9 protein-coding genes are annotated in these 14,429 nt (G+C 40.6%); all 9 read left to right on the plus strand.

Going from position 1 to position 14,429, the window contains the following annotated elements; all coding sequences use genetic code 11:
• Window positions 1-243: 243 nt before the first annotated feature.
• Window positions 244-1,332, plus strand: a complete 1,089-nt coding sequence (locus I7804_RS09825) for a glycosyltransferase family 2 protein (protein WP_248403195.1) — start codon at window positions 244-246, stop codon at window positions 1,330-1,332.
• Window positions 1,332-3,902, plus strand: a complete 2,571-nt coding sequence (locus tag I7804_RS09830; protein WP_248403197.1) for a GH3 family domain-containing protein — start codon at window positions 1,332-1,334, stop codon at window positions 3,900-3,902. The genes I7804_RS09825 and I7804_RS09830 overlap by 1 nt, the downstream gene beginning before the upstream one ends.
• A 12-nt stretch (window positions 3,903-3,914) precedes the next feature.
• Complete coding sequence (locus tag I7804_RS09835; RefSeq protein ID WP_073388456.1) at window positions 3,915-5,210, plus strand: hypothetical protein; 1,296 nt, start codon at window positions 3,915-3,917, stop codon at window positions 5,208-5,210.
• Between the two features lie 38 nt (window positions 5,211-5,248).
• Window positions 5,249-6,547 (plus strand): hypothetical protein, encoded by a 1,299-nt coding sequence (locus tag I7804_RS09840; RefSeq protein WP_073388458.1) that lies wholly within the window; start codon window positions 5,249-5,251, stop codon window positions 6,545-6,547.
• Window positions 6,548-6,559: 12 nt separating this feature from the next.
• Window positions 6,560-7,639 (plus strand): acyltransferase, encoded by a 1,080-nt coding sequence (locus I7804_RS09845; RefSeq protein ID WP_248403199.1) that lies wholly within the window; start codon window positions 6,560-6,562, stop codon window positions 7,637-7,639.
• A 15-nt stretch (window positions 7,640-7,654) separates the two neighbouring features.
• Window positions 7,655-9,415, plus strand: a complete 1,761-nt coding sequence (locus I7804_RS09850) for an ABC transporter ATP-binding protein (protein WP_110073732.1) — start codon at window positions 7,655-7,657, stop codon at window positions 9,413-9,415.
• A complete protein-coding gene (locus I7804_RS09855; protein WP_248403201.1) occupies window positions 9,412-11,148 on the plus strand; it encodes an ABC transporter ATP-binding protein in 1,737 nt (578 codons plus the stop codon). Before I7804_RS09850 ends, I7804_RS09855 begins: the two co-directional genes overlap by 4 nt.
• 44 nt (window positions 11,149-11,192) lie before the next feature.
• Window positions 11,193-12,278: a glycosyltransferase gene (locus I7804_RS09860; RefSeq protein WP_022755715.1), complete on the plus strand. Its 1,086-nt coding sequence runs from the start codon at window positions 11,193-11,195 to the stop codon at window positions 12,276-12,278.
• 279 nt (window positions 12,279-12,557) lie between these two features.
• A complete protein-coding gene (locus I7804_RS09865; RefSeq protein ID WP_110073730.1) occupies window positions 12,558-14,423 on the plus strand; it encodes an AMP-binding protein in 1,866 nt (621 codons plus the stop codon).
• Window positions 14,424-14,429 lie beyond the last annotated feature (6 nt).

The raw sequence follows: 14,429 nt of genomic DNA on the forward strand, positions 1-14,429 counted from the left end.
AATCTTCAGCCGCTGAAATATAGGATCGTTACTGATAGTAGTGAAGTAGATGCTCTTAATTCCTTAACCAGATGGGCCAAGATGCTGAACAAAAATTTAACCCTTTTTACCATTAAATTGACATTAAAAGATACCGATAAAATAATCGGTATCTTTTTTTTATCTCGAAATTATTTATAAATAGGCTGGGATTTGTCATTTTCTCATCGGCGTTTTTATGCGATTTAGGTTAAGGAGGCATAGATGTTTGATGTATCTGTAATTGTACCCATGTATAACGCGAGGAAGTATATCGTAGACTGTGTTAACGGACTCCTTAGGCAGAGTCTTGATAGTGTTGAGGTTATTATAGTAAATGACTGCTCGAGTGATGACAGCATGAAGCTTTGCAAAAAGCACTTTGGCAACAATGAGAGAGTACAGCTTATTGACCAGCCCAGGAATATGGGACCGGGAGCAGCAAGAAATGCAGGCATCGCCGTGGCCAGAGGAGAATACATCGCCTTTGCAGACAGTGACGATGCGGTAAGGCCAGATGCGTACAAAGCCATGTACGATGCAGCAAAAGAGGCTGATGCCGACGTTATTCATGTGACGGGAGCGCTGATACAGACAGTAGATGATGCTCCTGATAATTTAGGTATGCTTACAGATGATAAGCTTTACAGAGTTACTCTCGATGAGGGAGACAGACCTGATAAGCTCACAATCCTTTCTGATAATGTAGAAGACAGGCTAAAAGAGTGGCATTTGCACCACATTCACTGGAGTATATGGAATAAGCTCTACAGGCGCAGCTTTATTGAGGACAATAATCTTCGGTTTGGTGATACCAAGATGGCTGAAGATCAGGTTTTTTGCCTGGGGTGTCTTTTAAAAGCCAGGAAATATGCCAAGCTTCCGGGTGAGTGGTATCTGTACCGCATAGGAGGCGCGTCTCTAACAAGAGGTCAGAAGCAGGTTAAGACGCTTATAAATGCGCTTACAACGCAGATGAAGATTACAAAGCTTATCGATGATACTGTAAAAGGCGTTCCATACCTTGAAAGTAACAAGAGCAAAATAGATGAGATCAAAACCTATGTTCTAAATCTTTTAGAGTCCTCATATATCCAGCCTGCCTGCGGGAAAATCGGTGCAAAAGAGCTGTATGAATGCAAAGAGCTAAAGGAACTGTTTAATAATAACTTTGGCGATCTTTCTGATTTTGCACTATTTGAGTTTTTAAATTCCCATGACGATGTTAAAGATGTTATTGACGTCAATGAGATGCTTAATATTCCGTCATTTTGGAAGAGCAGAAAAGAAGCTGAGGAAAAAGGAGCACAGTAATGGGTGAAAAAGAATATCTGGTATCGGTTATAACACCGTTTCATAACACGAAGATAGAATTCTTTAAAAGAGGCTATGATTCCTTAAAGAGGCAGACACTTGGCTTTAAGAACATTGAGTGGGTGGTTGTTGTCCATAATTCTGATGATTCATATGCTGATGCGGTACAAAAGCTCACCAAAGAAGATGACAATGTCAAAATATATATCCTGAATAATGACAAGAGGACACCGTCCAGCCCCAGAAACTATGCGCTTACAAAGGCACAGGGCAAATATATCGCTTTTCTTGATTCTGACGACTTTTTTACTGATGATGGTCTTAAGGAAGTTGTTGAAGGCATGGAGGAAACCGAGGCAGATATTGCAAGTTTCAGAGCAGAGACCCTTCCTGAGGATGAGACTGTCATTCAGGCAATTGATACAAGAGCAAGGTTTGATCAGACGGTTCATATGCTTGAGTTCAAAAAGGGCGATGAAAAGCTCAATGACCTTATATATGCAGGTGGCCTTACTATCTGGAGTAAGCTCATAAGACGGGATTTTCTGAGTAAATACAATATCGGCTTTTCCCTGGACATGAAATATGGCGAAGATGTCTGCTTTAGCATGGAATGTCTTGGTAAAGCCAAAAAGATCATAATACTTCCTCAGACAATTGTATATGTGTACTTTATGAACCACGGCTCTCTTGCGCAGGATATGAACCACACACCCGAGAGCCTTTTAAAGCTTGCAAGTGACTTTGCAAACATTTTTGATGTGACTGTAAAGGGAGGCTTTAAGCTTGAAAAACTCGCGTGGCCAGTCCTTGGTTATCTTGCCGAGATGATGGCGATAACACCTGGTCTTGACGATGAGTTTAGGAAAAGAATATACAACCTTATGCACAAATATTTTGGTATCTTAGGTCCTCTTGAGCCTGATGCCAAGTTCTTTAATGCCCAGATGGCTGAACATTTCATGAAGCGTGCCCGCATGATAATTCTCGGAGAAGAAGATAATGATGAAATGGCGAAAAGTTCGCTCCTTCCAATACTTCTTGCAAATGCAGATACAGAATACGGGCAAAGGTATGGTTTTGGAAGTATACACAAGGTGGTGGATTACCAAAAGAAGGTGCCTCTTTCTGATTACAGTATGTACAGGCCGCTTATTAAGCTTATGACCCGAATAGGAGAGAGTAACCTGATCTGCAAGGAGAAGGTAGTTGCCTATTCAAGTAAGCTGTGTCCTGACGGTGGAGAATTTCTGGTGCCTCAGACTGCGCCATTTGTTTCTGTATATCAGAATGTGCTGATTGAGGAGCTTAAAGCGGCCAGATACTCGACATTCCTAGCAATAGAGAGTGCAGGAGAATCAGGGACTATCCGCTTTAATGATGGCGCACTACTTCATTCAGTTGCTGATACAGTTCTTGCTGGTATCAGGAAATCTGATATCTATAATTCGCATGCTAGAAGTACTGAAAATAAGTATGGAACTATCACAGCGCCAGAGAGCGTATTATTTAAAAATCCCGGCGAGGATTTAAGATATGCAAAGCTTTTATTTGCGCTCGCAGACCCTGATGTCTCACAGATCATCGTGCCATTTACCGTAAATATCCTTGATATGGTGAGGTTCCTTAAGTGTATGTGGGAGATGCTTGTAGAGGATATTGCAAGCGGAAGAGTATCTGAAGTATCAGGTCTTGCTGAAGGCAGAAGGAAAGAGCTTTCAAAACTTTTGAAACCTTCAAAAAGGCGAGCAAAAGAGCTTAGAACAATTTTTGAACAGGGGTTTGAAAATGTATTGCCCAAAATCTGGAAAAATCTTGATCTTATAATTTCAGCAGGCTCCGGCGAAAATGCTGTTTATTCAAGGCAGATCATGAAGTATATAGGGAGCGTACCACTTGACTATGGCTATCTTGGCATTGCCGAGGGCATTATAGGAAAAGTATCTGCTCCCGGAGAAAATACCTATATCATTATGGAAAAAGATTCATTCCTTGAGTTTTTGCCGGAGGATTCAGATAAAGACAAGACATTTATAGCGTCAGAACTCGAGATATCCAAGCACTACGAAGTCATCATTTCGAACATGGCAGGACTTTACCGCTACAGAAGCGGAATCATAGTTGAAGCCACAAAGATACAGGACGGTCAGACCTATGTGCGCTACTGTTATGACAGAAAGGATGTAGTTACTGTTAGTGGTGTATCCATAAATACACTGTCACTCAGGCAGGCTGGTAAGAAGATAGATGAAGAAGCCGGTATGATAACTTACGATTATTGTCTATTTGCAAATGATAAAAAGAACTGCTTCGAACTCTTCTTAAAACCTGAAAAAGAGGGCAATTATAGTGCAAAGCTTGTTCAGGAGATTGCAGAAAAGGAGCTTTCAAAGGTGATACCGTCATATGGAAGAGCAAGAAAAGCTGGCAAGATTGATAAGATCAGGATCCATTTCCTTCCTTCAGCAGATGCTGACATTGTGAAGGGAAAAGCTCCAAAGCCAATCAGGATAATACACGCATCTTCTGATGAGAAGCTCTTTAAAACCTACAGGTTATACGAGGTATAGGAGGAACTTAAAGTGGAATTATCAAGGATAATCTCGGGCGAGATGTATTTCTATTTTGACGGGGCTTATTGTGGAATGAGGCAGGAACTGACATTTGATGAGGATATTGACGGGAATGTATTAAAAGAAGCACTTCTAAAGACTCAAAAGGTGCATCCATATTTAAAGTGGACCATCGAAGAAAAGGATGGCGAATTCTTCTATAAAGATACAGATACGGATACGACCCTGATTGAAGGGAATAAGGACATAGTACTTGGAACAGATGAATTTGATGGTCATCTTATCGGCTTTTTGTACTATGGTAACAAGCTTCGTATGGATCTTTATCATGGCCTTACTGACGGTGTCTCATCAAAGAGGATAATGGAGACTTTGCTGTATCACTATTTTTCCATCAAGGATGGATGTGAGTACAAGGCAGATAACATTTTGATAAAAGAAGCTGATGAAAAGTGCGGATATTTTGACGAGCCTTATGAAAAGGAAATCCCGCCTTTTACCCCAAATGATACACCTTTTGCTGCTCCGCCTGAAGATGAGATCTTCAGATTCTCAGAGCACGAAGAGGCTGATGCCAAAAGCTATGTCCAGTGCATCAGGATATCTGACAAGGATTTCATGAGTTTTGTAAAAGAAAATGATTCGTCACCTGCAGCAGCTTTTGCAGTGCTCATGAGCCAGACTATCCAGAAAATGTATCCAGACAATAAAAAGCAGGTCAAGATCAATGTGCCGATCAACCTAAGAAGCGTTCTTGGAGTTGACTATACATTTAGAAATACAACAGGCGATGTGGCAATCTACTATGACCCTGATAAGCTTTTTAAGCTGGATATCAAGGACCAGTGCAAAGCTATGCGCACAAGTCTTAAAGAAAAGATGGCTCGTGATAACCTTCTGTCTGTAGCAAAATCGCAGGTCGATTTTCTTGGTATGTCAAAAGGCTATAAGGGCTACGACGCCAAGTATGATATGTACAGCAGTATTCCGCTCCCACCATCAGACTCGATTTTTATCAGCTATATCGGGAAACTTAATGCTGATTCATACGATAAGCATATAACAGATTTTTCGCTTATTAGCGGAGCCAGAGACGGAATAGTATTTAATATCTGTGACTGCGGCGGTGATTTTGTTCTGACATCCATGAAAAAGGGATCACTAAAAGGTTTTTCTGATGCATTTTGTGAACATCTTAAAACTTATGGGCTTGATGCCAGGGTGATGCCTGAAAAAGAAATAAAGCTTAAATATGTAGCGCTTAGAGAAAGACTTTCTCTTAAGGGAAAAAGATTATATGACTGATGTCTTTGATACATAAATTGTGTGCGGAGGAAATAGTCATGAGTACAGATATTGGAACAAACAATAAGATGTTCCTGTTTTTATCAAGTGGAGGAAAGGCAGCAGTAATTGAGTACCGCTACCGTCTGACAGAGGATATATCCTATGATGCGCTTCTTGAAGCGACAAAGGATGCGGTAGAATCTTTTCCATACTTTGGTCTTAAGCCTGTAGTTGATAGGGAGGGAAAACTCGTCATGGAAGATAATGACGCTCCTATGCCTGTTTTTAAAAAGGACGACAGATTAAGAAATTTAGGATCAGAGGATACTTATAGATATCTGTTTCGTGTTCTCTACGGCGATGATGAGATCTATATTGAAGCATCCCATGGCATTGGCGATGGAAGAGGTATCATGGCCTTTTCACAGACGCTTATCTATTACTATCTTGTTCATACAGGAAAGACTATAGACACAGAAGGAATGATCTATACCAAGGCTGACCTGTCTGATAAGACTTTGACAGATCATCTTCTTGAGCGCATATCAGAGATAACACCGGAAAATAATGTAGAAGAGACTTCTGTATCAAAAATCTTCTGTCCTACAGAAGAGAAGGTTATGAGCGGAACGCCATATACTAAGCGCCTTGTGCTTAGCTGGGATTTTAAAAAGCTGATGGATAAGATAAAACCTCTTGGCGCATCTCCTCTTACTTTTTTCCATGACCTTATATCAGGCACCATGTACGAGTATTATGACGTAAAAGATGCGACTGTAGTAGCAGATGTCCCTGTAGATGTAAGAGAAAAGCTGGGAAGCCGCGCACAGTCCAACTTTACCGTTAACATAAGCATACCGATTACAAGGGATATTATAGGAAAAGGAAGAGAAGAGCGTTACAAGTCGCTCAGAGATAAGCTTGGTGAAAAGACTAAGATAGAATATCTTGCCTATACCATGAAGGGCACTGCACAGTTCCTTACCATGATCGAACAGATTTCTCTAAGAGATGAAGCCATGCTACAGATGATGGAGAGTAAAGCTTCAAGTACGCAGGAACCTATGAGGAGCTATCTTCTGTCCAATATTGGTCTTATGAAGCTTCCTAAGGACATGATGCAATATGTAAAGGACTTTGATATCTATTTTACCAATCTTGAAGCCTCTCCTGTATTTACAATGCTGACCTTTGGAGGAAAAGGAATGGTAATAGTCGGACAGAACTTTGAAGAGACGGGCCTTATCGATACTGTATATTCAAAGCTAAAGGCTATGGATGTTGACGCAGATCTCAGGGACTATGGCCGATTTAAGATGGATGATGCAAATGTTAAGGGGTTTTTTTATTTATAACAGAGTAAATATATGAATAAGAGAGAAAATGGACTCGATCTGTTGAGAATCATTGCAGCGTATCTGGTTGTCTCGTTGCATGTCTGTACATTTGAAAGAAATCTGGTGTCAGACCTTGGAGAGCTTAATTTCAACTATCATTATTTTATGTTTATAAGGCAGATAACAACAAGTGCAGTAATTGTTTTTATCATGCTTTCCGGAGCGTTTGTTCTTAAGGCATCATCCACAAAGGACATTGGCACATTCTATAAAAAAACCTGGAAAAAGCTTGGTATTCCGACAGTTATTTTTTCATTTTTTTACTGGCTGTTTAATGCGTTTGTTTATTGGAAAACAGGAATTTATGGATTGGCATATGGAATAGAAGATCTGACGTATCCTCAGGCTCTATTGTTCCAGGGAATAAGCTTTTTGAAAGGTATACCTTCTGAGCATATGTGGTATATGTATACGCTCATCGGATTATATCTTATGGCTCCTTTTGTTGCTCTTGGCAAGGAGAAGACAGGAGAAGCCGGCTTTAAAAAAATAGCATTTATAGTCTGCATCTGGGGCATAATCGATGCACTTGTAAATCCATCATCCCTTTTTTGGGGAATTGGCTATTGCGCACAGCTTCTTGGTGTATTCATGATGGGATATGTCGTTCATGAATGGGCGCTTGAAAGAAAAGGAAAAAATGGACTCGGATGTTTTCTTATTGTTCTTGCAACAGTCATAACAGCTGTTGAGTATATTATTTTTCTGGCGATCAGGGATAATAGTACCTTGTTTAGTTATGTTACACCAATGGCCCCATATAACCTGATACTTGTGATCGCATCCCTGGTTTATGTTGCCGGCTTTACCATCATTGATATAAAAAAGGACTTTGGATATCTTTCTCTTCTGACTTTCTGGGTTTATCTTCTTCATCCTGCAATAATGATGGTATTATTTCTCATCGAGGAAGCTGCCTTCAAGGTTCCATATCTGGAAATTGGAAACTCAAGTCCGTTCCTTATTGGCACCGGTAATTCTATTCTGGTATATGTTCTTTCTTTTGTCTTTGGACATGTGATCGAAAAATGTTCTTCAGGTAAAAAATAAAGAGGAAACAAGAGCATGAAAAAAATAGCAGAGCTCCTTTCATTCAAAGAGTATATGTATATGCTTATCTGCGTCTGTTTGATCGTGGGGCAGGTATTTTTTGAAATAAAGATTCCTAACGTGATGGGAGAACTAACTGATCTTGTCTATTCTGGAAAAGCAGATATTTCAGAGGAGATAAAATATGGAATCATAATGTTTGCATATGCTGGTTTGTCGCTTGTTTTTTCATTCCTTGTGGCTTATCTGGTTGCAAAAGTAGGAGCTGCGCTTGACAGAAGGGTGCGTAGACAGACTTTTACGAAGATCATAGATTTTTCGCTAAAGGAAGTTGGCGACTTTGGTACATCAAGCCTTATAGCCAGATGTACTACTGATATATATCAGATTCAGAATTTTTTTGTAAATGGTTTTCAGCCGCTAATTAAATCACCGATAATGATCATCTGGGTTACTGCGCAGATCTCGGGCGCCAATGTCTATTACAGGAGTGCCACGATTACAGCGGTGGCCATACTTGTTGCGGTTTTGTCAGCTATTGCAATACTGGTTCTTCCAATAGTAAATAAGGCACAGTATGCCAAAGATGAACTTATTCGCATTGACAGGGAGCATCTGGATGGCATACGTGTAGTCCATGCATACAATGGCTATGAGAAGCAAAAAGAAAGATTTGAAGAGGCAAATAAGAGGATAACAGATCTTCTTCTTCGCTATGATAAGTCTTCAGCACTATTTGCACCATTTTCTAATATGGTTATGTATTCACTTACTGTCATCATATACATAATGGGCGCATATATTGTTGCAGACTCAGCCAAGAGCCTGCGTTCAAGCGTCAGCAATGAAATGATCGTCTTTGTGTCGATGCTTTCTATGCTTATTAGCAGTTGTATATATCTGATCATTATTATGGTTCTTTTGCCTAATGCATCTGTTTCGCTTAAGCGTATTGCACAGGTTTTAAATAAAAAGACCATGATTATGGATCCGGAGGAGGCATTTGCAAAAGATCCTGCAATATGCGGAACTCTGGAATTCAGAAATGTTAGCTTTATGTATCCTGGAAGCCGTGAATATGCTATCAGAGACATATCCTTCAGGATGGAAAAGGGCGAGACTGTTGCGATTGTTGGAGGTACAGGCAGTGGCAAGACGACACTTTTAAATCTCATACCAAGGCTGTATGAAGCGACAGAAGGAGAAATTTTAGTTGACGGCGTTGATATTAAGAAGATGAAGCTTAAGGATCTTCGAAATATCTTTGGCTATGTTCCGCAAAAGAGCTTCCTTTTTTCCGGAACGATCGTTTCAAACATTGATTTTGGCGACAATGGTAAGTTGAAAAAGACTATTGAGGAGATAGTAAAAGCGTCAAAGCTTGGAAAAGCAGATGAGTTTATAAGAGCAAAGGAAGGCGGGTATAATGCGCATGTTGAGGAGGGCGGTTCGAACTTCTCTGGTGGACAGAGGCAGAGACTTACAATCTCAAGAGCTATCTGCCGCGATCCTGAGATATTCCTCTTTGATGATTCCTTCTCTGCTCTTGATTATAAGACTGACAAGACTGTGCGAGAGGGACTTAAGGAAACTCTTTCCGGTGCTTCGGTACTGATGGTTGCACAGAGAATATCCACTATCAGAAGCGCAGACAGGATTATCGTCCTTGATAATGGAAGAATGGTCGGAATGGGTACTCATGATGAGCTTATGACAAGCTGTAATGTATATCGTGAGATTGTCCTTTCACAGACGGATACGGAGGCGACCGGATGAAGAATAATATATTTTCTAAGATCGCAGTATTCGGGCAAAAATATAAAACATATTTTGTTGCAGGCATCGTACTTGGAAGCATAGGATCTCTTTTAAACGTAGTGATCCCGAACATGATTAAAAATATAGCTGCGCTAATTTCGCAGAGCCTTTATACAAATGTGATGGACTTTGATGCGATAAGAGTTGTTGCCATAAAGACAGCGGTAGTTATTATCATAAGCTTCATAGCAAGCTACTTTGGTGCATGGTGTCTTACCATTGCAGGACAGAATATGGTAAAAGATCTTCGAAGTGCCCTGAATGATAAAACAGACCGTGTTAAGATGAACTATTTTGACACAACAGCTCTTGGAGATACGGTGAGCAGAATGACTGATGACTGCGATGCATTTTCGGCGGCTATATCTTCCAACCTTGGTAAGGCAGTATTCTCACTTATCATAGTGTTGGGCTGTCTTATTGTGACTTTTGTTATAAATCCGCTTTTGGCATTTTGCTCTATTGCCAGCATTTTACTTGGACTTTTTATCAATGCCTCTTTTGCAAAGATGGGGACAAACGCTATCAAAGAACAGAGAAGGCTTCTTGGCAATATGAATGGAATGATAAATGAGTCGATCACCGGCCATATGCTTATCAAAGCCTTTAATGGAGAGGAAGAAGTCCTTGGGCAGTTTGATGAAAAAAATCAGGATCTTAGCAGAGCACTTTTTAAATCGCAGTTTTTTATCAGCGTGCTTACTCCTTTCATGGATTTTGTAAGTAACTTTACATACGTTGTAGTCTGCCTTGTGAGCGGAATCATGATCATCCTTGGGAAGATGCAGATAGAGACGATTGTTGCATTTATTTTGTATATCAAGATGGTCACATCGAACCTCACACAGATAATACAGGCACTTGGAAGTATTCAGCCGGGAATTGCGTGCGGTGAGAGAATAATGGAATACCTTGAACTTGAGGAAGAGACAGATGAAGGCAGGGAGAATGTGTCCAAGACTGAAGGCGATGTTGTCTTTAGGAATGTGCGCTTTGGCTATGTTGAGGGACAGATCGTATTAAAGGACTTTAGTGCACACATTAAGCCTGGAATGAAGGTTGCGATTGTCGGACCAACCGGCGCGGGAAAGTCTACACTCATTAACCTTCTGATGCGCTTTTATGAGCTTAATTCAGGCTCTATCATTGTAGATGGCGTGCCTATAAAGGATATTCCAAGATCAAAGCTTCATGATCTTTTTGCGATGGTGCTTCAGGAGACCTGGACCTTTAAAGGAAGCATAAGAGAAAACATTGTCTATTCCACTAAAAATGTTGATGATGAGGAGCTGGAAGGTGTTATTGAAAGAGCAGGGATAAAGTTCCTTGTTGATGCAATGCCGGATGGCGTAGATACTGTTTTGTCAGAAACTGCTAATGTATCTTCAGGACAAAAGCAGCTTATAACAATAGCAAGAGCAATGCTTAAGAATTCACCGATAATGATCCTTGATGAGGCTACATCATCGGTAGATACAAGAACAGAAAAGCTTATACAGAAGGCAATTGATGATATGACTAAAGGGCATACTAGTTTTGTTATCGCACACAGACTTTCAACAATTAAAAATGCTGATGTCATCTTTGTTCTTAAGGACGGTGACATAGTTGAGACTGGAAATCACGAGGAGCTTTTAGATGCCGGAGGCTTTTATAGTGAGCTTTACAAGGCAGGTATTGATGCTACATAACAGCTTTTTTGAAAGGTCTTTTCACAAGTTAAGGAGGATGCAATATGCCAGCTATTTCTGTTATCATGCCAATGTACAAAGCCAAAAAGACGGCAATGTACAGTATAGATGCACTTTTGAACCAGACCTTTAAGGATATAGAGGTACTGGTTGTGGATGACTGCTCTCCGGATGATTCCTATGTAGTTGTTAAGGAGCATTATAAGGATGAACCAAGGGTTGTCCTTATCAGGCAGGATATAAATCAGGGTCCTGCTGAAGCCAGAAACAGGGCTTTTGAAGAAGCAAAGGGCGAATACGTCACCTTCCTTGACAGCGACGATGGAATTATAAAAGAGGGCCTTGAGAAGATGTACGAGGCAGCTAAGAAGTTTGATGCTGATGTAGTGCATACTACAGGATGTTTTTTTCCTGTGCATAAGCCGGATGTTATGGATATCATGTCTGTTCCAAAGGAAAACTACCTTCCCCAGGACAAGGATAAGGACATACCGGGTGAAGCGACTCTTCTTACGCAGGATTTCGGAGTAAGGCTTTCCAACTGGCTAAATGGCACCTACAACGGAAATGTATGGGGCAAGATGATTAAAAAGAGCTTTATCATGGACAACAATATCCGCTTTGCATCTATCAAGATGTCAGAGGATGTTCTGTTTTCCTTTGAATGCCTTATGCGTGCAGGCAAGTATGTGATACTTCCATACAAGTGCATAATCTACAGAATGATAGGAGAGAGCCTGTCAAGGGGCAGGAAGGATGTATCTTACATGCTTAAGCTTCTTGAAGCTACATTCAGTGGTAATGACAAGTTCACGGAAAAGATGAATGAGATTCCATATTTTAAAGATAATCCTGAAGATAAGGAAAAGGTACTTAAGTATGTGAATGATGTCATGGATATGATCTATCTTGTTCCGGCATTTCAGTCGGTTGGGGAAGATAAGCTGCTATGTGACGATCGAACTTCTGAGCTTTTTATTGAGCACTTTGGGAACCAGGCACAGTTTGCTCTAAGATACTTCTTCATGAAAAATGCAAAGGAGCCGCCGGCACCTTCTTATCTTATCGATGATATCACCTATGAGGGCTTAAATGCGCAGCTTGAGATGTACAAGCAGAGCCTTAAGTGATGATCTTGGGGTTTGGGAGAATACGCAGCTTGAGATGCGCTGGCTAAGCTGTAAGTGATGATTCTTTGATTTGTGGAGAAAACAAGTTTGAAAGTGTTCCACTTTCAAACGCGAATTGGTGTCACGAGCTCCACCAATATCGAACCATTAGTCACTCGTTTCACTCGTGACATGAGGTTAAGTTTGAAAGTGTTCCACTTTCAAACCCAAATTGGTGTCGCGAGCTCCACTAATTTGAACCATTAGTCACTCGCTTTGCTCGCGACATGAGGTTAAAATATGGAGATAATAAAAATGTTAAGTGGTAACGAAATGATGATCGCGCTTGAGGGGCGTCTTGATACAACCACCTCGCCGCTTCTTCGAGAGCAGATAGCACAGATACCACCGGAAGTTGAAAAGGTCAAGTTTGACTTTAAGGATCTTAACTACATATCTTCAGCAGGACTTCGTGAGATACTTGTCTGCAGAAAGAAATTCAGCGGCGATAAGATGAAGGTAGTCAATGTGTCTCAAGAGATATATGATATTTTTGCGACAACTGGTTTTGATCAGATCATTCCGCTTGAAACAACTAAAGATGATATCTCAACATATATGAACCTGTCCTTTAAGGCTTTTTTGGCCAAAAAGGTTGAAAATACTCCGGATGCTGTTGCTCTTGTTGATGACAGGGGAGAGTTTTCCTGGAAAGACATAGATATTTATTCACAGATAATCGCTGAGGGTCTTGCCAATAAGGGAATAAAAAAAGGAACTCATGTAGCTTTGTGCGGTGTCAATTCCGTAAACTGGGTTCTTACTTTTTTTGCCATCCAAAAGCTTGGTGCTATGGCTCAGCTCCTTAATTTCAATATGAGTGCTGCAGATGTTGCTAAGGTTGCTACAATCGGCGATATCACTCATTTTTGCTATGGAAGTATGCCTGAGATGCAGGATCAGGAAGCATTTATTGACGAGCTCAAAAAATCAGGCTGTCCTTTATGCGAGTTTATCTCCATTAGAAATGACAGACAGGATATACGGGAAAGAAGAGATGAATATGAGGCAATCAGGTACAAATTTCAGGACTTTGTAGAGGCTGACTGGCCATGTGTCACCATATTTACTTCCGGTTCTACAGGAAAGCCCAAAGGCGTTCTTTTATCCGCCTACAATATTCTGAATGCAGCCAATACTAACTATAAGGATCAGACACTTACTAATAAGGACAGAACCTGCCTTATACTTCCGCTGTTTCATATATTTGGTCTTGTAGCAGGTCTTTTTGCAAATGCAATAGCAGGCTCGACTCTGTATTTTCCAAGTAACATAAGGACTGGTACTATTCTGGAACTTATTGATAAGGAGAAGTGCACATTTTTCCATTCAGTCCCGACCATGCTCATTGCGCTCATCAATAATAAGGACTTTACAAAAGATAAACTTTCGTCTGTTCGCTGTACCATCATTTCAGGTGCGGCGGCAACCAAGGCACAGATCCTGATGTTCAAGGAAAATCTTCCCAATGACCACTTTATGTCATCCTATGGTCTTAGTGAGATGGCACCTGTATCCATCTCAACTTATGGCGACAGCGACGAGCATCTGCTTACTACTGTAGGTAAGCCTGTTGACAATATTCAGGTTCAGATACGAGACCTTGAAACCGGCGAAAAATGCGCTACCGGCACATCCGGAGAGATACTTGTACAGGGATTTAATCTGATGACAGGATATTATAAGACTGATATAGAAAGTCAGTCTATCGATGATATGGGATGGCTTCATACAGGTGACCTTGGCTTTTTGGATGAAGAGGGCTATCTTCATCTTTCAGGAAGGCTTAAAGAGCTTATCATAAGGGGCGGTGAGAATATCATGCCGCAGGAGATTGAAGCAGCGATATCTTCACTTGACGTTGTTAATAACGTCAAAGTCATCGGCGTTCCAAGCGAGTTCTTTGGAGAAGAAGTCTGCGCGTGCATTAAGGTTAAAGAGGGCAAAGAGTTTGACCAGGAAGCTGTTAAGATTGAACTTTCAAAGAAACTGGCCAAATATAAGATTCCAAGCTATTTCGTAGTTTATAACGACTTTCCTATGCTTGGTACAGGTAAGATAGATGTTGTGAGTCTTAAAAAGGATGTATTAGAAAAACTAAAGTAAGATCTA

The organism is Butyrivibrio fibrisolvens (assembly GCF_023206215.1).
GTDB lineage: Bacteria > Bacillota > Clostridia > Lachnospirales > Lachnospiraceae > Butyrivibrio > Butyrivibrio fibrisolvens_C.